The 25,513-nt window shown below is 66.7% G+C and carries 10 protein-coding genes; 6 read left to right on the top strand and 4 right to left on the bottom strand.

What is annotated here, in order from left to right; translation table 11 throughout:
• Positions 1 to 48 precede the first annotated feature (48 nt).
• The 4 genes from IW245_RS22195 to IW245_RS22180 are packed head-to-tail and all read left to right on the top strand — an operon-like array spanning position 49 to position 16,230.
• The gene (locus tag IW245_RS22195) at positions 49 to 2,691 is read left to right on the top strand and encodes a DEAD/DEAH box helicase (RefSeq protein ID WP_231398894.1); all 2,643 of its coding nucleotides are present in this window, start codon (positions 49 to 51) and stop codon (positions 2,689 to 2,691) included.
• Positions 2,688 to 7,613 (top strand): DNA methyltransferase family protein, encoded by a 4,926-nt coding sequence (locus IW245_RS22190; RefSeq protein ID WP_197005100.1) that lies wholly within the window; start codon positions 2,688 to 2,690, stop codon positions 7,611 to 7,613. Before IW245_RS22195 ends, IW245_RS22190 begins: the two co-directional genes overlap by 4 nt.
• Positions 7,610 to 14,056: a DEAD/DEAH box helicase family protein gene (locus tag IW245_RS22185; protein WP_197005099.1), complete on the top strand. Its 6,447-nt coding sequence runs from the start codon at positions 7,610 to 7,612 to the stop codon at positions 14,054 to 14,056. The genes IW245_RS22190 and IW245_RS22185 overlap by 4 nt, the downstream gene beginning before the upstream one ends.
• On the top strand, positions 14,053 to 16,230 hold the full coding sequence (locus tag IW245_RS22180; RefSeq protein WP_197005098.1) for a UvrD-helicase domain-containing protein: 2,178 nt from the start codon (positions 14,053 to 14,055) through the stop codon (positions 16,228 to 16,230). Before IW245_RS22185 ends, IW245_RS22180 begins: the two co-directional genes overlap by 4 nt.
• Before the next feature lie 62 nt (positions 16,231 to 16,292).
• On the opposite strand, the gene IW245_RS22175 is transcribed toward IW245_RS22180, so the two are convergent.
• The 3 genes from IW245_RS22175 to IW245_RS22165 all read right to left on the bottom strand — a co-directional run bounded on the left by IW245_RS22175 (position 16,293) and on the right by IW245_RS22165 (position 19,558).
• Positions 16,293 to 16,775, bottom strand: a complete 483-nt coding sequence (locus tag IW245_RS22175) for a GNAT family N-acetyltransferase (RefSeq protein ID WP_197005097.1) — start codon at positions 16,773 to 16,775, stop codon at positions 16,293 to 16,295.
• A gap of 94 nt (positions 16,776 to 16,869) precedes the next feature.
• Positions 16,870 to 17,730, bottom strand: a complete 861-nt coding sequence (locus IW245_RS22170; protein WP_197005096.1) for a hypothetical protein — start codon at positions 17,728 to 17,730, stop codon at positions 16,870 to 16,872.
• A gap of 931 nt (positions 17,731 to 18,661) precedes the next feature.
• Positions 18,662 to 19,558 (bottom strand): replication-relaxation family protein, encoded by an 897-nt coding sequence (locus tag IW245_RS22165; protein ID WP_197005095.1) that lies wholly within the window; start codon positions 19,556 to 19,558, stop codon positions 18,662 to 18,664.
• A 1,783-nt stretch (positions 19,559 to 21,341) separates the two neighbouring features.
• Between IW245_RS22165 and argS the strand changes: the two genes are divergently transcribed.
• Positions 21,342 to 23,066: an arginine--tRNA ligase gene (gene argS, locus IW245_RS22160; protein WP_197005094.1), complete on the top strand. Its 1,725-nt coding sequence runs from the start codon at positions 21,342 to 21,344 to the stop codon at positions 23,064 to 23,066.
• 434 nt (positions 23,067 to 23,500) lie between these two features.
• On the top strand, positions 23,501 to 24,649 hold the full coding sequence (locus IW245_RS22155) for a DUF7986 domain-containing protein (protein ID WP_197005093.1): 1,149 nt from the start codon (positions 23,501 to 23,503) through the stop codon (positions 24,647 to 24,649).
• Between the two features lie 167 nt (positions 24,650 to 24,816).
• On the opposite strand, the gene IW245_RS22150 is transcribed toward IW245_RS22155, so the two are convergent.
• On the bottom strand, positions 24,817 to 25,320 hold the full coding sequence (locus tag IW245_RS22150; RefSeq protein WP_197005092.1) for a hypothetical protein: 504 nt from the start codon (positions 25,318 to 25,320) through the stop codon (positions 24,817 to 24,819).
• Positions 25,321 to 25,513: the final 193 nt, after the last annotated feature.

Genomic DNA, 25,513 nt, shown 5'->3' with positions numbered 1-25,513 from the left:
GGCGTCTCGGAGTTCGTCCGCGACGAGGAAGCCACCTTCTTCGACGGGTTGGAACGGGTCGACGTGATGCGGCCCGAGGAGACCGTGCTGATCGCCGACGACAGCTCGACGTTCCGACGCAGCCGGCTATTTCTGGAGGCGGTCCTGCGGCGTACCCCGCTGCCACAGTCGGAACGTGGTCTGGCCCTCGCGGACCGGTTCCTGATCGACCCCCTCATCTACCAGCAGCGACCCGCCGAGTTGGCGCTGTCGGGTCTCCGGCCCCGCATCCTGCTCGCCGATGTGGTCGGGCTCGGCAAGACGCTGGAGATCGGGCTGATCCTCGGGGAGTTGATCCGTCGGGGCCGCGGCGACCGGATCCTGGTGGTCACTCCTCAGCACGTGCTGGAGCAGTTCCAACACGAGATGTGGAGCCGGTTCTCGTTGCCCCTGGTCCGGCTGGACTCGGTTGGCATCGAAAGGATCCAACGGGAGATTCCGGCCGGGCGTAATCCCTTCACGTATTTCAAGCGGGTGATCGTCTCGATCGACACCTTGAAGAACGTCGGACTGTACGGTCACCACCTCGACAGCATCCGTTGGGACGCCGTCGTGATCGACGAGTCGCACAACCTCATCGGTGAGACGAGTCTGCGCAATCGGCTCGCCAAGCTCCTGGCCTCACAGACGGATGCGCTCCTGCTGGCCAGTGCCACCCCGCACAACGGGGACAAGAAGTCGTTCGCCGAGCTGATCCGACTCCTGGACCCGGCGGCGATCGCTGACGTCAACGACTACTCGGCGCGGGATATCGAGCACCTCTACCTGCGACGTACCAAGATCAGCCCCGAGGTTCGGAACCAGACCAAAGTCGGAACCTGGGCCGACCGTGGCCCGTCCGTCCCGGTCAGGCTGACGGCCAGCCCGGCGGAAGAGCGGATCTTCGCCGAGCTCACTGAGGTGTGGCTGGCTGGCGATCAGCGGGCTGAGCGCTCGGTGGTGAGCCGCGAGCGCCGGCTGTTCCCGTACACCTTGTTGAAGGCCTTCCTCTCCTCCCACCAGGCCTTGGCCGAGACAGTGACGAACCGTCTGGCGTCCAAGAGCGTGGTCGAGGAGCGGGAGCGCCAGGCGCTGGAGCGGCTCGGCGAGCTGACCGGAGCGATGACGGACGCGGATTCCGCGAAGCTCGCCGGGTTGGTGGCGGAGCTCAAAGCCATCGGTGTCGGTCCGCAGAGCGAGCTGCGGGTGGTGGTGTTCTCAGAGCGGGTGGCGACTCTGAGGTGGTTGGCCGCGGTCGTCCCGCAGAAGCTCGGATTCAAGAACCAGAATGCGGTGCGAGTCATGCACGGTGGCTGCACGGACACCGAGCAGCAGCGCATCGTCGAGGAGTTTTCGCTGGAGGGGAGCCCCGTCCGGCTTCTGTTTACGGGCGATGTGGCGTCCGAGGGCGTCAACCTGCACCGGCAGTGCCACCACCTCGTGCACTACGACCTGCCGTGGAGCCTGATCCGGATCGAGCAGCGCAACGGCCGGATCGACCGGTACGGGCAGGCGTTCGAGCCTGAGTTCCGGGCCCTGATTCTGACCTCGGAGGTCGACGGGGCCAAGGACGACCGCACCGTCGCGGAGAAGTTGCTGGTGCGCGAGGAGGAGGCGTACCGCAGCGTCGGCACCGCCGAAGCCGTGACGGGGGAGTACCTGGCCGAGCGGGAGGAGCGCCGGCTGGTGCAGGACCTGCTGGCAGGAAAGTCGGTGGAGGAGTCGTTGGCCGCGGGCCCAGAGGAGCACGACGTGCTTCTGGATCTGCTCGGCGCGGTAGGTGACTCCAGTGGCGAACCGGACCCGGCGCATGCCGAGGTCCTGTCCCTGTTCGGCTCCACGGAGGAGTTCCTGCTGGAGGCACTACGCGAGGTGTACGGCTCGGCGGAGGACGAGCTCGGCATGCGCCGCGAGGGCACGATGATCGCATTGAACGCGCCCGCGGACCTGGAACAGCGCCTGTCGGACCTGCCCCGGTCATATCTGGCAGCCCAACGGGCTAACGGCACCCTGCGCCTGAAGGTCACGGCGGATCGTGAGCTGGCCAAGCGCAAGCTGCACGAGGCGCTGAAGAGTGACACGACGATCTGGCCCGATGTCGCCTATCTCAGCGACATCCATCCTCTGGTCGACTGGCTGGTCGACAAGGTTCTCGTCCGCCTGGGCCGCCAACAGGCCCCCGTGCTGACCGCAGCGGTATCTGAGCCGGTCTTTTTGGTCCAGGGCATCTACTGCAACCGCCTGGGCCAGCCGACGGTCGTGGAGTGGATGGCGATCTCCGGTCTGCCCGGCGACCCGGTGGTGCGACCCTTGGGCCGCGCATTGGAAGAGGCGGGAGTGGGGCCGAAAATGCCCAACCCGAATGCCGTGGTCGCTCTCGACGACCTGCAGAAGCTGGTGCCGTCGGCCATCGAAGCCGCCCGCGCACACCTGGAAGTCCAGCGCACCCACTGGGACGAGGTGATCGCCGAACCGCTCCGGGCCTATCGGCAGCGCCTTGATCAGTGGGAGCAGGACAGCCTCTTCGATGTAGCGATGATCGCACCCCAGCGGGCCCGGAGGGAAAAGCACGTGCGGACAACCGTTGAGGAACAAACCGCGCTGGTCGAACGACTGGAGACCAGCGGGGAGCCGATGCTGCGGCTGCTCGCGGTGCTGGACGGTGCGGCATGAGTTTCGAGTCGCTGACGAACCGGGGCGAGTACCTCTCCAGCCACTACCTCTCCGAAATCCTGCCCGCCACCCTGAAGAAGGGCCTGCTCGCCTGGTGGGCCACGGACGAGCGCGCCGGGCGCGACACGCCCCGGACCGGGATCAGGAAGCTGCGCCGGGCGTACCTGGAGGTCAAGGCCCAACTCGTCGACCTCGATGACGAGACGCAGCGGTACCACCAGCTCCGCGAGTTCCACGGGGAGGTGCTCCGGGCGCTGGGCTTCGCACCGGTACCTCAGAAGCTCGAGGTGGAACGGGCCGGCCACGAACACCTGATCACCGTCGCGCACGCCGAGCCGGGTGTGGTGGCGATCGACTGCGGCTGGGCCACTGACCCGGATGCCGCGACCGACCCGGATGGGGCCGGCCGCCTGCTACACCCGGTAGAACTCGAAGCTCGCGAACGGATCGAATCGGGCTTCAAACTCGCCTCACACCTGTTCGCCGCAGACGAACAGCCGCCTCGCTATGTGCTGATCCTCAACGGCGGCGTGCTCACCCTCGCCGACCGCACCTCTTGGGGCGAGGGCCGCTACCTGGCCGTGAGCCTCGACGTGGCGTTCAGCCGCAACGACGCGCGGCCGGCCGGCGAGCTGGACGTGATCGCCGCCCTGTTCGGCTCTGACTCGCTGCTGCCGCCAGCCGAGGGTGGCACGGAACCCCTCGCCGAGCTTGTCGCGGGCTCGCGGCAGCACGCTGCCGGCGTGTCCACCGAGCTGCGTGAGGGCCTGCGGCTGTCCGTGGAATTCATCGCTAACGAGGTGCTCGACCGGATCCGGCAGGCCGGCATCCAACCCGAGCGGGTGATGGATCCCGCCGAGCTCGGCAAGCGGCTGTCCCGAGAGGCACTGCGCTACCTCTACCGGGTCCTTTTCCTGTTGTACGCCGAGGCCCGCCCCGAACTGGGCGTCCTGCCGGTGGACCATCCCGAGTACATCGAGGGCTACAGTCTCGCCCGGCTCGGTGACCTCGTCGCCCGCAACCTGGGCGGTGAGTCCTCCCGGAACGGCTTCCACCTGTACGAGTCCCTGGACCTGCTGTTCCGCATGGTCAACGAGGGGCACCGGAACGAAGGTGAGCGGGGCACGAGCGAGGGCGAGGGCATCCGCTTCGAACCGATGCGCTCCGACCTGTTCCTGCCCGCCTCAATCACCCTGATCGGCCACGTGCCGCACCCCGAGGACGACCCCGAGGACCCGGCCGCCCGCACCATCGACACCAGGCTGCGCAACAGCACCCTTCACACTGTGCTCCGGCTCCTGATGCTGACCAAGGGCAAGAAGAGGGAACGCGGCGGTTTCATCTCGTACGCCCAGCTCGGCATCAACCAGCTCGGCGCCGTGTACGAAGGCCTAATGTCCTACACCGGCTTCATCGCGGCGGAGGAGCTCTACGAAGTTGCCAAGGGCGGGGAGCCCAAGGACGGCAGCTGGATGATCCCGGCGTCCAAGGTGAACGACTACCCGGACGAGGTGTTCGTCACCAAGGTGCACGAGGAGACCAGCGAACGTAGCCGGGTCCGCTACCCGGCCGGCTCGTTCGTCTACCGTCTCGCTGGCCGGGACCGCCAGACCAGTGCTTCTTACTACACCCCGCAGTCGCTGACCGAGGTGACGGTCCAGCTCGCATTGAAATATCGGCTAGACCAGGACGGCACCACCACCGAGGCCCGGGAGTTGCTCGACTGGAGCATCTGCGAGCCGGCCCTGGGTTCGGGCGCCTTCCTCAATGAGGCCATCAACCAGGTCGCGGCCGAGTATCTGCGCCGCCGGCAGGTCGAGCTGGGCTCGAGCCTGGACCCGGAGCAGTACGCCATCGAATTGCAGAAGGTTAAGGCCTACATCGCCCTGCACAATTGCTACGGCGTCGACCTCAACCGCACCGCTGTCGAACTGGCCGAGGTCTCCCTCTGGCTCAACGTCATGCACTCGGGGCTGCGCGCGCCCTGGTTCGGCCTGCACCTGCGCCGTGGCAACTCGCTGATCGGCGCCGGCCGTAAGTTCTACAAGCCGGCCCAGCTGCCCGACAAGCAGTGGCTGACCACCGCACCGACCGACCACCACCTCCGCGAGGAGACTCCGCTCCCCGACGGGGCCATCCTGCACTTCCTGCTCCCGGCCAAGGGCTGGGGTGCCGTCGCGGGCGAGCGTGAGGCGCGGGAGCTGGCTCCCGAGGAGACCGCCAAGCTCGCCGCCTGGCGGCGAGCGATCCAGAAGGTCCCAGCCGCGAAGGGAAAGAAGAGCCAGGTCCAGCGCCTGCAAGCCCTGACCAGAAGAGCGGAAAAGCTCTGGGATCTGGTACGCCAGCGCCTGGAGATCTCCGAAAACGAGATCCGCCGGGACATCGACGTATGGGGCGGGGTGGATCTACCGGCCGTCGAGGGGGCTGTCACCCGGGAGAAGATCCTCGCCGACCTTGAGGCTCCCGGTGCACCCTATTGGCGGCTCAAGACCATGATGGACGTGTGGTGCGCCCTGTGGTTCTGGCCGCTGGACAAGGCTGCGTTGCTGGACGGTTCGGCGGAGGAGTATGCCTCGGGGCAGAACTCGGTGGCCCGGATCGAGGAACAGCCGGTCTATGAAGAGGCCCAGCCGCTGGAGGTGTGGGAGCACGGGATGCTCTTCGACCTGGGCGAGCCGGAGCAATTGAAGCTCGCGCTCAACAAGCCGCGCAAACAGACCGGCACCCGCAAGGCGACTGTGCTGGAGAAGCTGGCTCAAAAGGTGGCTCTGACGGGCTTGGACGACTGGCTCGAATTCGCCGAGGCCCTCTTGGGCCGCGCAGATATCCCGGCCGACTCCCTAGTCTCCCAGTTCTCGTCCCTCGACGGCCTCGAAAGCTACGAGGACCAGCTCCCGGGCCTGACCGGCATGGACGAACCCCACCGCCTAGCGGAACGCTTTCCCTGGCTCCTTGCGGCGGAGGAAATCGCGGACCGCCAGGGCTTCTTCCACTGGGAACTCGACTTTGCCCAAGCCTTCGCTCGAGGAGGTTTCGACCTCCAGGCGGGAAATCCGCCATGGGTGAGACCAGAGTGGGATGAGGATGGCGTCCTCGCCGAACGGGAACCGTGGTTCAAGATTGCGCACGATGCAGATATTGCGGAGAAGCGAAGTCGCAAAGCGGCGATATTGATGGAATTTGCTTCAACATCCTCGTATTTGGCAGAACTTGCAATTAACACCGCAGGGGGAGCGTTTCTTGGGTCGGGTGTCGCTTATCCACTTCTCGCCGGCACTCAACCGGATCTCTACCGAGCTTTCATGTGTCAAGTCTGGGGGCATCTAAGTAGTCTTGGCACTGCGGCGCTGGTACACCCAGATACCCACTTCGTTGGCGCCCGAGAGGGGCGACTTCGGGCGGCTGCATATCGCCATCTGCGAGTGCATGGTGGATTTGTAAATGCGGCAAATTGGGCATTCGCTGTGCCGATTGGAAGAAATATTGAGTTTGGAGTTCATGCCTACGGAAGCGAACAAGATGTTGCGTTTCTGCATTTGAGCAAACTCTATGGGGCTACAGTTCTGTCGGATTCTTTAGCTCACGATGGCACGGGAAGTGCGCCGGGTCAGAAGTTTAACGGCACATGGGACTTGCGCCCGCATGGTTCGCGTGTCATTCACGTGGATCTCGAGCTTTTGTCTGAGTGGCGGCGGTTTCGAGATGACACTGTTACGCCGATTAAGGAGACGCCCCTTCTCTCTCCGATCACATCGCATGAAGCTAGTGCAATCGAGGCGCTGGCGAATTACGGGCGACGGCTCGCGTCCATGGAGCCAATGTCCACTTCTGGCTTCCACGAGAAGGGCGCAAAGCAGAAAGGCTTGATTCGCGCGCAGGCCGGTAGACCTAAATCGATGGATGAGGTCATATTTCAAGGTTCTCATCTGTCGGTCTCTACTCCGTTTGCGAAACAGCCCGGTGAGTCATTTTCGGGAGGTAAAGATTGGCATTCCTACGATTTGACCAATCTTCCTGTCGACTCAATTCCGCGAACCAAATATGCTCGGGCCTGTGGGATTCACCAATATCAGGCAGCCCAGGATATCTGGAATGGCCGCCCGTACACAGAGTTCTATCGCCTGGCATGGCGTAAAATGATCGACTCGAAGGCGATGGAGCGCTCACTCTATTCGGCGCTAATTCCTCCAGGGGTTGCCCATATCGACGGGCTGTATTCACTGCGCCTGTCCGACAATATAACAACAGTCCTTAATGCTGGATTCTGGGCTGCGTTGCCGATGGACTACCTGGTGCGTATTTCTGGGAGGGCGAATCTCCATGCGGCCGAGGCTCAGGCGATGCCAGCGGCCGATTTGGAAAACCCGCTAGCTACGGCACTCGCCGTTCGTGCATTGAGACTCAATTGCCTCACTCGGGCATATGCTGACCTGTGGGCCGAACTTTATGACGGAAATTGGTTGGATGAAGAATGGGCGGTCAGCTGGACAGGCGTTGCCCCGCTCGGTGAAGTTGGTCCGGTCTGGGGGCAAGGGACTCCCCTTCGTACCGAGCGTGTGCGGCGCGCCGCACTCGTTGAGATCGATGCTCTTGTCTCTGTTTGGCTCGGAATTGAGGCTGAGGAGCTTGTGGCTCTCTACAAGTCACGCTACCCAATCCTTGCTGATCGCGAGGCTGAAATGTGGTTCGATAGTGCTGGTCGGAAGATCGCCGCGGACTCGTACACCTTTGGGTTTGGGCAGACCAAAGAGGATTATGTGCAGTTGATGGCTCATCTGGAGGATCCTGACAAAGTTGCGCCGCCGGCTGGCTATGAGGCTCCTTTCTGCAAGGCCGACCGCGAGGCCGAGATGCGTCAAGCCCACGCCGTTTTCTCCGCGCGACTCCAAGCCGCCAAAGACGCCGGTTGGTCCGAGTCGTGAGGCCCACCCTCGCCGCCGACAGTCTCCGGCGCAACCTCACCCGCTACCTCACTACCACGTTCGCGCTCACCGACGCCCCCGTCGCCGACGCGCTGACCGGGTTCCTCAATCACCCCGAGCAGGGCATCTTCCGGGGCCCGTACATCCGGATTCGCACGCCCTTCCGCCCTGCGAACGGTGACTGGAAGCAGCACCTGGAGTGGGCACCGGAGGGTTTCAAGCCCTACGCCCACCAGGCGCACGCCTTCGAGCGACTCAGCACCCTGCGCGGCCCGGCTGAGCCGACCCTGGTCACCACGGGCACCGGCTCCGGTAAGACCGAGTCGTTCCTGATCCCGATCCTGGATCACTGTCAACGGCAGAAGAAGCAGGGTAAGTCCGGCGTCAAGGCGCTCCTGCTGTACCCGATGAATGCCCTCGCCACCGACCAGACCCAGCGCATCAACGCCTTCCTGGAGCAGGCCGGCCTGGCGGATGTGACGGCCGGCCTCTACATCGGCGATGTGGCCGCAGTGACCTACCCACGGGTGATGACGAAGCGCTCCGAGATGCGCCGCACGCCGCCCGACATTCTGATCACCAACTACAAGATGCTCGACGTGCTCCTGCAACGCGGCGACGACCTGCCCCTGTGGGAGGACGCCGACCTGGCTTACATCGTCCTCGACGAGTTCCACACCTACGACGGCGCGCAGGGCACTGACGTGGCGATGCTGCTGCGCCGGCTCGCGGCGACCACCGGCCAGAGTCGGCCCGGTCGACCATTGGGTGACATCTGTCCGGTGGCCACCTCGGCGACGCTGGGCGAGGGACAGGGCGTCACCGGCGCGGACGCGATCCGGCAGGTCGCCGGCCAGGTCTTCGGCACCGTTTTCGAGGAGCGTTCCCTGGTCGGGGAGACCCGTTCGACCACCGAAGAGGTGGTGACCGACCTCGACTATGACCTGCCGCTGCCGGCTCCCTCCGAGCTCGCGGAGATCCCCGACCCGGCACGCGACCCCGATGCCATGGCGCGAATCGCGTTTGTGGCGCTCGGCGAGGCGAATCTCGACCCGGTGTGGCTAGGGGAGCGGCTTCGCCGCCATATTCTTACCGCAGGGATTCTCGAGGTGCTCGACGGTACGCCGAAGACGCCGGACGAGATCCTGGAGGTGCTGCCCCGCAAAGGTGCCTTCATCTGGGGGAGCGCACTGCGCACCCAACCGGAGATGGCTGCGACGGCGCTCGCCCGGTTCATCGCGCTGCTGTCGCTCGCCCGGAACCCGGAGGAGCCCGAGCGCCCGCTCCTGAGCGTCGAGACCCACTTGTGGGTGCGGGCCGTCTCCCGGATGCGCCGGGCGGTCAACCCGAGCCCGGCGTTCGGGTGGTACGGGGAGCCGGAACGTGAGCCCGAGCCTGACACTCCGGCAGCTGACCTGGTCATCGCTGACAACCGCCAGCTGATGCTCCCCGCTGTCTACTGTCGGCACTGCGGACGCTCGGGCTGGATGGCCCTGTCGATGGAGCGTGATCCCCAGGAATTGGTTACCGAGGCCGAGAAGATCTACCAGGCCAGCGTCGGCCGGGACAAGAAGCGCACCCGGGCCCTGATCGCCGCCACGGTCGAGGAGCTGGGTCAGGCGGAGGGCCTCCTGGTCCTCAACGATGTGGGTCACATCCGGGCCTTCGATCCCGCCAAGGACAGCTCAGGACCCGCCGACGGGGTCGCCGTGCTCGGTGATCTGGGCGACGACCGGGCCGCCGGCGTCGACCAGTGCCCGGCCTGCGGCATGGAGCAGGGCATCCGCTACCTGGGTGCTGGCCTAGCCGCGCTCGCTTCCGTCGCGATCACCCAACTGTTCACCGGCGGCGAACTCGCCGAGCGGGAACGCAAAACCCTGCTGTTCAACGACTCGGTGCAGGACGCGGCGCACCGGGCCGGGTTCGTGGCCAACCGGTCCTACGCCTTCTCGCTACGTTCGCTGTTGGTCGGCCAGTTGCCGGTCGGGCAGCCGGTACCCCTCAATGACCTGATCGCCGACGTGACGGCGGCCATGACGGACCCGGAGACCCTGACCGCGGTCGTGCCGCCGGATCTGCACGATCAGCCAGGTGTCGACGCGTTGCTGTCCGGGGAACATTCGGGCTCCCGGGCGACGTGGGAGCTGATCGGGGAGCGGCTGGCTTTCGCGACGATCCTGGAGTTCGGGCTGCGTTCCCGGCAGGGCCGCACCCTGGAGTTGACCCGGACAGCCACCGCCGAGGTCGCCCTCGACGACCCGGGCATGATCGCGCGGCTATGCCGGGACATGCATCAGGTCGGCCACGATCTTCTCGAGCAGCCGGTGGATGATTCTCGCTACCTGGCATTCGTGCGGGGCCTCCTCGAGCGTCTCCGGGTGCGTGGCGCGGTGCGGCATGTGTGGCTGGACGGATATCTGCGACAGGCAGGAAAGCGCTGGCAGATCTGGGGCGGCCGGCCCACAGGGATGCCCGCGTTCCCAGAGGGGGTCTCGGCGCCGTCGTTCCTGCTCACGGCCCCGAAGAGCAAGACCCAGTTTGATGTACTCACGGCCCGTGGCAACTGGTACCAGGACTGGACCGCCCGGTGTCTCGGTGTTCCTCGGGAAGCGGCCACGGACTACCTCGTCCGGCTGTTCCCCGCCCTGGCCGCTGCCGGGGTGCTCGCCTCGGGCGCGACAGAGGACAGCGCGACGGTCGTGTACGGCCTGCAACCGGGACACATCCGCGTCACCCGCCTGGCGGACGACGAGGTGGCCGGTGCGGGCGTGCGGTGCGCCGCGTGTTCGTGGGAGCAGACCGTGCACCCGGACCGAGTCACGGACTGGGCGGGGCAGCCGTGTCAGCGGTACCGGTGCAGCGGTCTGCTCGTCGAGGCCCACGACGAGTCCGCGATGGGCGACTACTACCGCCAGCTGTACACGGATGGTGGAATTTTCCGAGTTGTCGCCGCTGAGCACACCGGTGTCCTGACCCGCGCGCAGCGGGAGACGGTGGAGAAGGAGTTTCGGGAGGGCGCCCGGTACACCGATCCGAATGTGCTGTCGTGCACGCCGACCCTGGAGATGGGCATCGACATCGGCGACCTGTCGGCCGTCGTCCTCGCCTCTTTGCCGACCGGGCCGGCCAACTATGTGCAGCGGTCCGGCCGGGCCGGGCGACGCAGCGGCAACGCCTTCGTGCTGACTCTGGTGGGGCGCACGGAGCGCGACCGGTACTTCCTCACTGATCCGCGCGAGATGATCGCCGGCGAGATCGTGCCGCCGGGCTGCTACCTGTCGGCGGTGGAGATTCTCCGCCGGCAGTACGTCGCCCACCTGATCGACCTGGCCGCCCGCGAGGGCCTGCCGGGTGTGCCGCCGATGCCACGCCGGGCTTCCGTGCTTTTCGGCCCGTCAGGCTGGTTGCCCCGTCTCGTTTCCGGAGCCGCCCCTGATGCCACTGCGACCGTCGATCGCTTTCTCGCCTTATTCGGCGACGATGTGACGGACGAGGCCGCAGGGGTCTTGCGGACCTACGCCACCGAGGGGCTGGAAGAAGCGGCCCGGCGCGCTGAGGAGGCGTGGGACGAGCGGCTCGCGGACCTGCGGTACCGGCTGGGGGCGATCGATGACGCGCAGAGCAAACTGATCGCGTCCGACCCTGACCAGGCACGGGACCTTCGTGCCCTGAAGTCCGAACGCAGAGCGGTCGCGCGCCGGATCGCGGAGATCGGCCGTGCCTCGGCGCACGGCACCCTCGTCGAGTTCGGCCTGCTGCCCAACTACGCGCTGATCGACAGCCGAACGACGCTGGAGGCGACCCTCACCTGGGACGAGCAGGTGGACGGCGGCGACCGCAGGTACCACAGCGAACTGCGCGAGTACGACCGTCCGGCCCGTCGGGCGCTGACCGAGTTCGCCCCCGGCAACACCTACTACGCGCGCGGCTACAAGCACCAGGTGTCCGGGCTGGACATCGGCACCCCGGGCCGTCCGGCGTGGGAGAACTGGCGGGTGTGCCCGTCCTGCGGTTTCGCGCGCGTCTCTTCGGCCGTGGAGAACACCGACCCGTGTGATCGGTGCAAGGATCCGGCGATCGCCGACTCGGGGAACCTGTACAAGGTGCTGCGCCCCGCGAAGGCCACGGCCAGTGACCGCCGCGACGACGCGAAGATCCGCGACGACTCCGACGACCGCGACATGCGGTTCTACTCCACGGCCATCGCGGTGGACGTCGACCCCGACCACGTGGAGAGCTCGTGGCGGCACAGCCGGGTCACGTTCGGCGTCGACTTCACCCGCCAGGGTGTGATCCGGGAGTTCAACCTCGGCGCGATGCGCCACGACGGACCGGCCGCGGACGCCTTCGCGGGCGAGGAGGTCCGGCTCAACCCGTTCTACACGTGTACGGCATGCGGCGGGGCCAGCATTGACGGCCCCCCGGTCACCAACCCGGCACTGGGCACTCTCGTGGGCAACGCTCCGGTCCCCGGCACCGAACACCACCGGCTGTGGTGCCCGAACCGCCGGTCGCCACAGACTGCCCAGCACGTGGACGTCGTCTTGGTGCACGAATTGCGGACCGACGCCCTCCGGCTTCTCGTCCCGGCGGTGACGGCGCTCGTGGAGGAGCGGTTGGTGTCGTTCGCCGCCGCACTCCGGCTGGGAATCGCCGCACAGTACGGGGGCGACCCCGACCATCTCCGGGTCGTCAGGGCGGTCATGCCGGACACGGAGACGGGTCACACCCGCCGGTATCTCGTCATCCACGACACCCAACCCGGCGGCACCGGCTACCTGCACCGGCTCAGTGACGCCGGCAGCTTCAGGGAGGTTCTGGAGGCGGCCAGGCACATGATCCGTGAGTGCCGGTGCGGTTCCGAGGGCAAGCCAGCGTGCCACCGTTGCCTGCTCCGCTACGCGCGGAGTCGCGAGTACCCGCTGATGAGCCGGGCCGAGGCGCTGAGCATGCTCGACGAGCTGCTCGACAACTGGGAGGTCGAGACCGGCCAGCGCACCGACGAGATCTCCTTGTTCCAGCAGGTGGAGAGCGAGTTGGAGGCGCGGTTCCTCAAGGCTCTGCTGGACTGGGGCAACCGCGACGAGAGCCGGGCGACGATCACCCGCTCCACGGACCGTGACGGTGCGCGGATCGCCGACATCAGGCTCAGCGCCGACGACGGCCACGTCGCGCACTGGCGCATGAAACTCCAGAACACCATGTACGGCACGAGGCCTGACGTGCACTTCGTCCGGCTGGACGCGGCCCCCGTCGAGGTCGCCGTCTACCTCGACGGGTACGGCTACCACGCTGCACCGGACAAGAACCGGCTCGCCGACGACGCGGACAAGCGGGCGCGGCTGCACGCGCACGGCCTGTTCGTCTTCCAGCTCACCTGGGACGATGTCGAAGCGTGGACAGGCAGCCCCACGTCCCGGGCGGCTGTCTGGCCTCCGTACCAGCGCATCGCTCAGAATGCGGCCCGCGCGTTGTACAAGCAGCAGACTGGCCGAGACGCGCAGGAGCTCAACGACCATGTGTGGACCAACCCGGTCGACACGCTGCTGGAGTTCCTCCGTAACCCGGACCCGCGACTGTGGCGAGGGCTCGCCGAAGGTGCGCTCGGTGGCCTGCTCAAGCAGTCGAACGCCGCCCAGACCACCGCTGACTCCCGCGGAATCGCTGACCGGGTGGCCGCCTCAGTGCGTGCGGAACCACTGCCGGACCGGGTGCCCGGCGGGATCATCTTGAACCGTGCGCTTGACGACAACGGCTGTCCCGTGACGGTGCTGGTGGACGGCCGTGCCGGCACCCGGATCTGGTCCGCGCTGACCGTCGTCGACGATCGTCGACCCGTGATCGTCACGGACGAGGCCGCGCACCGGCGCCGCTGGGCCGCGTGGCTCTACTGGGGCAACCTCGTCCAGTTCCTCGAGGATGGGGGCGGAGACGGAGTTCAGCTCGCGTACAGCACGCTGGACGATTTCGACCCGTCCCTGTTGACCGTCACGGAAGGTACCGGTCTGCTTTCGGCCCAGCGGGCTCTCCCTCTTGATGAGGAGAGCGCGGCGTGGCTGGGTCGGCAACGCGAAGCCGAACCCGCGTTCGACGACCAGACACCGGCGCCTCAGGACGCGGATCCCCGCTGGGGCCGAGTTCTCGAACTCATCGACCCGCAGGAATCCGGACTGGAGGCGCTTGTCCGCGACCTCCTGGCCAGGAACCTGCCCGCGCCTGAGGTCGGCTACGAGCTGGGTGACCACGCGTGGCAGGCAGAGCTCGCCTGGCCGGACCGGCGGATCGCCATCGTCGTCTCTGGTCTCGGCGACGCGGACAGCGAGATCCGGGACCGCGACCGGGCGTACACCGACGCCGGTTGGGCCATCGGCGGCGCGAAGCACTGGACATCTGAGGAACTGGCGGAGCTGCTCGTCGAGAGCGGACAGGAAGGGGCCCGATGAGCCAGGGCGTCGTGACACTGCGGATTCTGGAACGCGCGGACAAGGAGATCCTGAAACTCTCCCGCACTGAGAAGGGCGCGATCTGGGAGTTCCAGAGCAAATTCCGCCAGAATCCCGACAGCCCGGGGCTCCGGCTCAAGCAACTCAAGGGCGACTCCCGGCTGTGGTCGGCACGGGTGTCCGCCGACTATCGGGCGCTGCTGTTGAGCGTGGGCGACGGCGACTACCTGCTCGTCTCCGTGAAACACCGAAAAGACGTCTACGACAACCTCGACCGGTACGCCTACCAAATCAACCGGGTGACGGGTGGCATTGAGGTCATCGACCTCGCCGCGGTTGGGGACAGCCTGGTGGGCCGCTTGATCCCGGCGACTGAGCCGGAAGAGAGCCCCGAAATCGAGGCTCGTGGGCTCTTCGCCCGCTTCAGTGACCAGGAGTTGCTGGACCTTGGTGTGGCGGAGGCGTTGCTGGCCTCGATCGCGCGTGTCAGCACGGAGGACGACCTCCTCGCGCTGGTGGAGTGCGTCCCGCAGCTGACAGCTGACGTGTTGCTCGCGCTGCACGAGGGCAAGACTCTCGAGGAGGTACTCGAACAGGTCACCGCCCCCGTGGCGAGCGAGGAACCCGTCGACCAGGAGGACTACGCGGCCGCGGTACTGCGGCCCGCCACTCAGGTCACCACCGACGACGCGGCACTTCAGGCGATCCTCGCAGAGTCATTCGCCCGCTGGCAGGTCTTCCTGCACCCCACTCAGCGCAAGCTCGTCGAACGCGACTACACCGGTCCCGCGCGGGTCGGAGGAGGGCCGGGCACAGGCAAGACCATTGTCGCCCTGCACCGGGTCAAACACCTCGCCCTTGAGCTCGCACCTGGCAACGATCGGCCCATCCTCCTGACCACCTTCAACCGCAACCTCGCCGCCGACTTGCGGGAGCGCCTCTTGGCGCTCGGCGGGCCCGAACTCGTTACCCGGGTCGACATCGTCAACATCGACAAGCTGGCGAGCCGTCTCGTCTCGGAGGTCGGAGCCGGAGGCCAACGCCGGATCATCGATGACAACCGGGCCCTCGAGGAATGGCATGGTCTGTTGCTCGAGCTGGGCGAACACCGCTGGGACGCGGAGTTCCTTGCAGCTGAGTGGGCTCAGGTCATCCTGGGCCAGGTGGTGAACTCCCGAACGGACTACTTCAAGGTACGCAGAGCTGGACGTGGCCGTGCCCTCACCCGTGAGGAACGCGACTCGATCTGGCAACTGACCGAGCGCTACACCAAGCGCCTGGAGGACCAGGGGGTCTGGACCTGGCGCCAGATCGCGGAACGCGCCGCACGCCTGGAACTTGACCGCGCCGGCCGGATCGTGGACGCCGCCAACGCTGAGGAGAGCTCGGGAAGCATCCCGCGCTACCGCTACCAGCACGTCGTCGTTGACGAGGCGCAGGATCTGAGCCCCGCGCACTGGAAGATGCTCAGGGCCATGGTCGCACCCGGCCCCAACGACATGTTTCTGGTCGGCGACACGCACCAGCGTATCTACGACAACTACGTGACCCTGGGAAGCCTCGGGATCAACATCCGGGGCCGCTCGGCGCGGCTGACGTTGAGCTACCGGACGACCCGCCAAATTCTGCACGCCGCGCTGAGCCTGCTCACTGGCACCGTCTACGACGACCTCGACGGCGGGGAAGAGGACCTCTCCGGCTACCGGTCACTGCTGCGGGGTGGTGAGCCCAGCTTCCAGGGCCTCGGCACTTGGGCGGACGAGCGCAAACACCTCGTGGAACAACTCCGCGCATGGGGCCCGGCCACAGACGGTTCCGTTGCCGTATGCGTGCCTACCCGGGAGCTGGTCGCCGAGGTCGTGGATCTGTTGGCGGGGGCTGGCATTCCGGCTGTGGAGATCGGCCCCGATGGCCCCAAATCCCATGACGGCGTGCACGTCGGGACCATGCACCGTTTCAAGGGCCTGGAGTACCAACGAATCGCCCTGGCCGGTATCAGTGACGGACTCGTCCCGCGTCGCGGCATCGAAAGCTATCGTGACAGTGACCCCAAACGGCACCAGCGGGAACGCCAACGCGAGCGGTCGTTGCTGTTCGTGGCGGCGACCAGGGCGCGCGACGAGTTGGTGGTCACCTGGCATGGCAACCCGAGCCCATTCCTGGTGGTGCGGTAGGGCAGACAACATTTGTCTGTGATGCGCGGTATATCAGTCGGCACGTTTCCGGGCACCCGACCTCACCTGGAATGGAGCCTGACTTCGAATACTGCACGGTCCTTGCCCATGCCCTTGAAGTCCTTCGTGATGGACACTTCATCCACCTCGTAGTCGCCAGGAACGTTGACAAAGCCGAGCTTTCGCCAGGTGGCCTGCGCGGCAGTGTTTTGTGGTTCGGAGGTCAGGTACAACCGGGTGCAGCCCCAGGTCGCGGCTTGATCCCGGATGGAGCCGAGCAACGCCGAGGCGACACCGTGATTCCGGTGCCCGGGGTGGACCATCACGTCCTGGATGTAGATCTCGTTGGGCTCGACCTGGCTGCGGAAAGCCATGACGGCGCCCACCACCTCGTCGTCGATCAGAGCGACCGGGCAGGTGGAGGCGAACAGCTCGCCGTACGCCCAATAGTCGGAGGTGGTCCGGGCGAAGATGAACGGCTCTCCGAGGGTCATCAGGTGGTGCACCGGACCGATCAGGTGTTTGCTAAGCGGAGTGATCTTCACGAGGTTCCTTTGCTAGATCGTGTACCAGCCCAACGAGCTGGCTGCTGGCTCGGCTGCGCCGCTTTGGCCGACTCCGATCGGGTGAGCGAGTCCGTCAATCGCCCGGTCTACCGTGGCTGGGGGTGAGCGCGGGTCTTCCCCGCCGGCACAACGGGCACATCGCCCGCCCGGTCGTCGGGTGAATAAGCGCGCCTGCGGGATAGCCGTGGATGCAGTCGGGTGCGGCGCTCCGTCGCCGTTCAAACGCCGCAGCGAGGTCCCCGCCGGCCTGATCGCCGTGGCCGTGAAGGGCGGCGTGGTGGAGGCGGAGGTCGGCGTCAGAGATTGCTCGCAGGTATGCGCTGACCGAGCGGATCTGGTTCTCGTTGCGGATCTTGGCGATGATCGCGGCGGCTTGGTGTTCATCGGCGCCGGTGGCGTCGATGACCCGGCGGATGTCTGCCGGGCGCACGGCGTCGGCTGATGGTGATGAGATTGATGGTAGTTCTTCTAGTGGTGGAGTTCCGACGTCGGGACTACCGGCACGGGCCTGGTCGGCATAGTTGTGACTACGGTGGTTCCGCCCGGGAACTGGTCGCGGAACTACCGTAGTCACATCAGGCGGAACTACGGTGGTCGCATTTTCGCCGTCGGCGGCCCGGCTGGTCGGGATGGTCAGGCGGTACACGGTCGGCCGGCGATGGACGCGTTGCACCACCACGAGCCATCCGCCAGCCTCAAGATCGTCGAGGATCTTCTTCACGTTGCTGCGTCTGCGTATGCCAGCGCCGACCTGCACCCGGTCATACGTCAGCCAAGCCAGGTCCGCAGCAGCGGACTTGTCGCCGTGGGCGTCACGCGCGTGGCGGGCGTAGGTTTCCGCCACAGCTTTGTGGTCGGCGGTGAGCTGCTCGGACTCCCAGACGGCGTCGCGGAAGCGATCACGAAACCAGCGCGGCGCGGTCACCGTGACCACCGACGCGTCCGCTGGGGCACCGGCCGACCGCCGGCTAAGGGTCGGCTCACACCCTCGAACAATGTCACGCCAGGTCGCCCATCGGCGGCGATGCATTCGGATTTCACGACATAGATCAACGCTCGACTTCGCCGAAACGTCAAGTCGCTTTGGCACACTTTGCCGCGAACCAGGGCCCGTGCGTTGACATGGACGAAGAGAAAAAGGCGGCCCTCTGCGGCCAGGCTGGACGTCGACACCCCAGCCATGGGGGCTCTGGCATGCGCGGGCCTGCGGCCACGACGGTCCCTTCGGACGCGTTGCCGCTTGCGCATGCGGACGACGCGCTCGCGTGGATGCGACCAGCGGTGACGGTGCCGAACGGTGTGGCTGGCGAAGCCTGTCACAGGCGGGGTCGTCCCGGCGGGCTTGATGCGGTGAAGCGCCCCGCTGCCTGCACGCCGCAGGAGCGGGCGTCGCCGTGGCGCGGCGAGCCGCGACGAACGGCAACGTAGGCACCCCGTTGTCGGAGGTCGACGCACGACTCGGACTCGTCGAGGACGGCTGCGGACGGCTTGCCGATCGACGGCTCAGACCGTCCGTATGAAAGCGCGGACCGTCCCGGGGAGACGTGCGAGGGAACGTCGATCCGCAACGTGCGGCGGTAGTGCTGGGTGGTGGAGGTGTGTCCGTTGGGGTCTTCGCGCGGCAGGGACTCCGACCGGTCTTGCGGCGGGTGGGGGGTTCTCTGCCGGGTGCGAGGACAGGTCAACAGGGTCACCGACCAGGTGATGCTTAAGTGCATTTATCGTGACTGACGACGTTAGAGGATCCGCCCGGGAAAGCAAGTCATCTTCGCCGATGGACGCCGAACCGAGCTGAACCATCCCCTTACTTCGGGTCCGCCGACGTGCCCCGGGCCGGGTCGACGCTCGCGTCAGCGACCATCCAGTCACTCCTCCTGTCGCCCGTCGAGGGCGTCGTCGATGTACGGGACGGCGGCCAACGTGCGCCGTCGACCGTCAGAGCGGTGCAGCCACCAGACCTCCTCCGCCGGTGACAGTCCGCGCGCGGTCACGTAGTCAGCCGACGTTGTGGCCAGCAGAACCCCGGAAGTGATCTTGGCGTTGGCGAGGCGTTCTTGGAAGTTGTGTTCGCGCCGCAGGCTCGGCAGCCAGAACAGCACCGGCCAGGATCGCATGGCCATCGAGGCGATGGTGGAGTAGCGCGAGACCTTGTCGACGAGGGTGTCGATGGGCTCGGAGCCGGTGTCGTACTCGAGGTAGAACGGCACGACGCGACCCTCGGTCGCCCACATGCCGTGGCCGTCAGGGCGCGGAAGCCGACTGATCATCATCGCGGGATTGTCGCCACGTTGGTAGAACCCGGCACCGTCATAGAAGCGGGAAGCCGGCCACCAGCGCCGTAGTTCCGTGCCCGGGTGGGTGCGGGCGTACGCGGCGAGGTCGGTGAACACCTGGTTCGTGCCGAGCAGGTGCGCAAGGTTGGCCCGGTTCGTCAGGTGGTGGCGTCGGCGGCGGGCCTGGTCCTTGCGGGGCGGGCTGTCGTTGCGTTGCGCGGCGACGATCTCGGTGCCGAGCTGGTCGAGAAGATAGTGGTACGGGTGCGACCCGCCGTCCCATCGCTGCGGCCGAAACCGCGCCACAACCCCGAGGGCGGTCAAGCGCAGCAGGCGGCGTTGGGCGAAGTCCAGGGACGGAAACAGTGCGGCGGCGATCTGGTCGGTGGTGAGAACCCCGTGGTCATAGAGCCAGTCGGCCAGGCGCAGGTCCCTGTCGGTGAGACTTGATTGGGCCCGCAGGAGCGGATCTGTGTTGTTGGTTCTCATCTTCGCCGTCCCCCTGCGGCAGGACCCCACATGCAGTGGGTCAGTAGCATCACGGCGCGTCGAGCACTGATGGGCGTTGACCTGCGGTGACCGAGCAGCGGGGAGTCCGTGCGGGTGTCCGTGTCAAGACTGACCCCGGCACTGACCACCGGACCGACCCACACACGGGCGCCCGCACCGTCGTCTCGTCGTCGGTTGCGGGCGGGACCGGCCATCCCCACTGTGGGGTTAGTGGCCGTTAAGGCCGGCGGCGAGAACGACGCGCCGCCCGCCAAGTGTGAGCTCCCGGTGGGTGCTCGACCGTGCTGTGCCAGGCGCGCCGGCGCCTGGGGAACCAGGATGGTGAAGGCCGGCGGAGGCAACCCTTCCGCGGCTATGGGACGTGTTACGTAAACAGTCATGGTTGACTTCTTTCTGCTGAGTGTGTGATACGCCGTCGCGCAGCGACCATCCGATCGGCGGTCACGGGCAACAAGCTCGTGCGGTCTCCAGGGCAGCGAACTGCTGGAGCCCGTCGTCGTTTCCTGTCACTAACCAAACGGGTTTTGGCAGAGCTGACGCACAGCCCCCGCTCTGCCACACCACTGCCACACCGGCCCTGCCCGCCCACAGAGGTCGTGTCGCCGAGGACCGTTCCAGCCCGCGGCCAACGCCGCGGGGTTCCGCGAACAGGTGCAGGACTCGCCGGCCAGGCGCACGCCGACGCATCACCGGGTGTCGCCGTCGGCGATGAGCCCGACGTCGCGGGCCGGGTCGACGTGCACATCCACATGCCGCCACAGCAGCTCCGACGGGCGGGAGTCTCCTGCGACGCCCACGTCCAGGGACGGCAGGCCTCGTCGACGGCGACGCGGTTTGTGGCGGTGGTGCGCAGTCCAACGCGAGCGGAGGACCCGGCTCGCGCGTCAGTAGGGGCCAAGCCTCGCCAGAGGCGGCGAGGGCTAAGGCGCGGGCGGTCAGGGCTGATCCGATGATGTCCATGGCAGTGCTCCGGGAGTCAGAAGAAAGCCGCGCTGGACGCGGCGACGGAAGCTCCAGTGACGCATACAGCTCTGCCACAGCTCTAACAGTGCAGCTCAGGCCCTGTTTTCCATGCTCTAGGGGTCCGCGCGGTCGATCTCTGCCAGCCCGCCACAGGCACGCGGCACAACCACCGTTCGAGAGATCAACATGGCGTTGACCTGCACTTATGCAGCAAACGGCTGTGCGGCGGGCGAATCATGCCCACCCTTCCCGCGACATCGGCCGAGGCCGGAAATCCCCGCAGAGCGGCTCTCGCGAGCTCTGCCACAACTCTGCCAAGAACACACACTGCCATAATTCGGTCGATACCTCCGCTCTGCCGCAGTGCGGATTCCCGGTCGCGGAGCATTCGGCGGCCTGCTCTGCCAACCCACACGTCGGTTTGGCAGAGTCATGGCAGAGCACGGACCAGCTCCGCCACGACATTCCCCAAGCGGAACCTGCTCTGTTTACCGGGGCATCCAGGCGACGAGATCGCGGCGAACGGAAGCGTGAACGGTCAACGCGGTCAAGCCAGCTGGCAGCAGCTCAGCACCAGACGATCGGCATTCCAGCCGGTCTACCGAGGAGTGATATCCCGTCCGGCACAGGGCCACCGACGACCTGTGTCCGGCCTCCGGCGAGCTGTCGCAGAACCGATAAGACGAACACTTCGCTGACGATGGCGAGCCCGGGCACCACCACACGGCGGTCCCACGGACGCGGGTCCCGCCGGGAAACTGACGCGAAATGGCCGTGCCGGATCGACTAGATTCCCCGCATGGCACATCTGGAGAAGCTGCTCAATGAGCGGCTCGCGTACGCGTTCGAGGTCGTGGCAGGTGGTCCGGCGGATCCCGCGCTGCGGCGATCGGCACACGCGCACTTCCAGGCCGACGGGGCACTGCCGCTCGCCCAACGGCTCGGACGGGCACCGCGGGACATCGCCGCTGACGTCCTCCGCAACGCCGACCTCGCCGACCTGGTCGCCGCGATCGAGATCTCCGGCCCCGGGTTCATCAACCTCACCGTGTCGGATGCGACCCTCAGCCGCCTCGTCGCCGACGTGGCCGCCGACCCGCGTTTCGGGGTGCCCGTGGCGGCGCATCCCGACGTCGTACCCATCGACTACTCCGCGCCGAACGTCGCCAAGGAGATGCACGTCGGGCACCTGCGCTCCACCGTCATCGGCGACGCCGCCGCCCGGCTGCTGTCCTGGCTCGGGCATGAGGTGATCCGCGCCAACCACCTCGGCGACTGGGGCACCCCGTTCGGGATGCTGATCGAGCACATGCTCGACGTGGGCGAGACCGAGGCCGCCCACGAACTGTCCGTCGGTGACCTCAGCGGCTTCTACCAGGCCGCCCGGGTCAAGTTCGACGCCGATCCAGGCTTCGCCGAGCGGTCCAGGCAGCGGGTGGTCGCCCTGCAGGGCGGCGACGAGCAGACCCTGGCCCTGTGGCGGCTCCTGGGCGCGGAGTCGGAGAAGTACTTCCTGGCCGTCTACGACAAGCTCGACGTGACTCTCACCGCGACCGACTTCTACGGCGAGAGCTTCTACAACGACCGCCTCGGCGCGCTCGTCGACGAGCTCGACCGGCTCGGGCTGCTGCGCGAGTCCGGCGGTGCGCAGTGCGTGTTCCCGACCGGGTTCACCGGCCGCGACGGCGAGCCGCTGCCCGTCATCGTCCGCAAACGCGACGGCGGCTACGGCTACGGCGCCACCGACCTGGCCACCATCCGGTACCGCACCCAGGAACTCAAAGCCACCCGGCTGCTGTACGTCGTCGGTTCCCCGCAGCGCCAGCACCTGGAGATGGTGTACCAGACCGCGCGTGAAGCCGGCTGGCTCGTCGAGCCCGCGCGGGCCACACACGTCGGCTTCGGCTCGGTACTCGGCTCCGACGGCAAGATGCTGCGCACCCGGGCCGGCGGCACGATCAAACTCATCGACCTGCTCGACGAGGCCGTCGCCCGCGCGGACGCCGTGATCCGGGAGAAGAACCCGGACCTCGACCCGCAGACCCGCGCCCAGGTCGCCCAGGCCGTGGGCATCGGAGCGATCAAGTACTCCGACCTGTCCGTCGACCGGGTCAAGGACTACGTCTTCGACTGGGACCGGATGCTCGCGTTCGAAGGCAACACGGCCCCGTACCTGCAGTACGCTCACGCCCGGATCCGGTCCATCTTCACCCGCGGCAACATCGAACCGCCCCAGGGCCGCCAGACCGTGCTCGTCGCCGAGCCGGCCGAGCGGGCGCTCGCGTTGGAACTGCTCGCCTTCGCGCCCGTCATTGACACCGTCGCCGAGACGCTGGAGTTCCACCGCCTCGCCGGATACCTGCACACCCTCGCCTCGACCTTCACCACCTTCTACGAGCACTGCCCCGTGCTGCGCTCCGAAGGTGAGGTCCGCCAGAGCCGGCTGGCGCTGTGCGACCTGACCGCCCGCACCCTCGCCCAGGGCCTGGACCTGCTCGGGATCAGCGCCCCCGCACGCATGTAGTGCGCCGACCGAGGCGCGACGGCCCACCCGCCGTCGCGCCTCCGAGGTGAGCCGGTCGAGGGCGGGCGGGCCAACGACGGTGACCCGTGTCCCGGTCACGGCCCGGAGAATCTCCGCCCCTACAGAGTCCGCCGCAGGCATCGAGCACCCGAGCGCGTCGAAGCGCTGCGGGGCGTGTACGCCTCGATCGGGTACTCCGGATCCGGGCTTAACCATCGCTCGCGTTGAGATTCGGCCAGGATGTTCGGCGTCTAACCAACTCGGCGTCATCAATGGCCGCGCTGCTCGTTTTCTGTGTGAAGTCGAAGGGTTCAGGCGGTTGTGGGCCGCGCGCAGGTCAGAGATGCCTGCCCGGAAGGAACTCGATCCTGGATAGTGTCGGGTCGACTCAGTGCGGCAGGGTAGTGGGAGGCGGACAGGTGGAGGGTGTGGCGGTGACCGAGGATCTGGTGGCGCGTAGTGGTGACCTCAAGAGTGAACTGGTCACCTTCTCTCAACGGTCGCGCTATGACCAGGCCTTTCACGAGGCACTCCATCGCCAAGGGATGGAGCTGGCCAGGGCCAGCGATGAACAGTTGATCATGTTCGTCGACTACTTCGTGTTACAGCACCGGCTGCGCGATGGTCGGACCGTGGTCGAGGAATTCGTCGCCGCCCGCCGGGACCTGACCGAACAGGAACGGGACCTGCTCCTCGGGTGGCGCGAGGTAGTCGAAGGCGTCTTCGAGGTCCAGGCTCGCGACGGTGACGCACTGATCATGGTGAACCTGATCGATGATCTGAGGTACCGGGTGCGATCGAACATGGGGCCTGCGGTGTTCCGCCAGATGCCCCGGCGTTCGTTTGTGATCACGCGCCTTGTTCCCATCGGGCAGGAGTGGTTGATCAGCGGCTCGACAGCGGTCTTCCGCGCCGGTCAGCGCCAGCAGATAGAACGGATCGCGGCGGACCTCGCTGTGCGTCAGCCAGGGCTGGTCCTCCGCAACCCGGACAAGCTCGCCCAGGCCTGGGAACTACAGCGGGCCGAGCGCAGTCGATTCATCCGGTTCTTCGGCTCCGACCTGGTGGTCCTGCCCGGCGATCAGTTCGCCGATCGGATGCGCGAGTACGAGGAGTTCAGCGAGCGCGAGATCCTGGCGGCCCTGGCTGCGCAAGGCACCCCACCCCGACCATCAGTCAAGCCCCCGGCGCCGGTCGACTACACCGCCGGTCTGATGGACTCCGAGACCGTGGCGGTGATCTACGACGAGGTCGAGGGGCTGAACTTCTACGCCGACTTCGGGCTGATCGAGGCCGCCTTCGCTGACCCCGCTCTGCTGCGCCGCCGAATCTACCGGGAACGGGTGCTGGACTACCTCGATGACGAGTCTGTCTCGCCGCTGCCGTTTCACCGCCTCGCCGACCGCGATCACAGCCGGGCCAGTGAGGTGTTCAGGAGACTGCTGCGCCGGCCCGGCTTCGACTGGCAGCGGGACGGCGAGCAGGTCATGCGGGATCGCAAAGCATGGTTCTACCAGCAGCCGCCGCTTCCGTCGATCACCCCGATCAGCGACCGGCTCGCCGCAGTCGTGAGCCGGAGTTGACCGCCGCACGTATCCGTCGTCGACGTGGGCTCGATGCCCTGTCCGTGGCCAGTTGGATTGCCCCGGGTACGGCCAGTCGCGATGTCAGGGTATGTAGTCGTTCTTAAGATGGTCGCCCGTGACGATCGCCGCGAGGCTGTCACGGTTCGTTCGTCTGACTGGGTGGGCTATTGATCGCGAGGTTCGAGGATGTCGAGCAGTTCCTGCGCGGTTGCTTGAAGCGAGGGCCATGTCGATCGCAGCAGTTGAAAAGTGGGTACGCCGGCGTGGAGGACGGCTTGGACTCGGGCCTCGAACTCGTCGAGCTCGGGGCTGTTCGGTCGGCGCGATGGGGAGTGGAATGCTCTGGTGTCGGCGATCTCCAACAACACCTCAACCGCAGCTTCGGCCACGTCCACGCGCTCGGAACCACATAAAGCGATCAGGAACGGCAGGACATGCTCGGCTGGCTCTAGGTACATGCCGGAATGGCCGTGAAGGACAACGTCCAATAGCGCATCGGCCCAGCGGTGTGGCTTGCCCTCATGGGCCGAGGCGAGTCGCCGGAGCAACTCCGGGATATCGCCGGCGTCGTGACCGTCGCTAGCCTGCATCCGCGCCCAATCGAGCGTCTCGAGTCCAACGAGCGGCGGACGGGCCGTGGCATCCTCCCCGCGCAGCCAACCGATCATCCCCATAGTCTGCCAGCACGGCCAGCGGCAACGGTTCGTAACCATCCGGCCAGATGACTCCCCGCTAACTGGCAGCCTGTGGGGAAACGAGCTGGCCGCTGACAGTGCCCATCACAAGACTGAGTGCGATCCGACGAAGGTCGCGGTGCCCGAACTCGCGCAGCAGCCTCGTGGCTGAGGCGTTGTTCATGGC

It is taken from the genome of Longispora fulva, from assembly GCF_015751905.1.
Classification (GTDB): Bacteria; Actinomycetota; Actinomycetes; order Mycobacteriales; family Micromonosporaceae; genus Longispora; species Longispora fulva.
The sequence above is the reverse complement of the archived record's forward strand: the minus strand, read 5'-3'. Positions and strand labels throughout refer to the sequence as shown.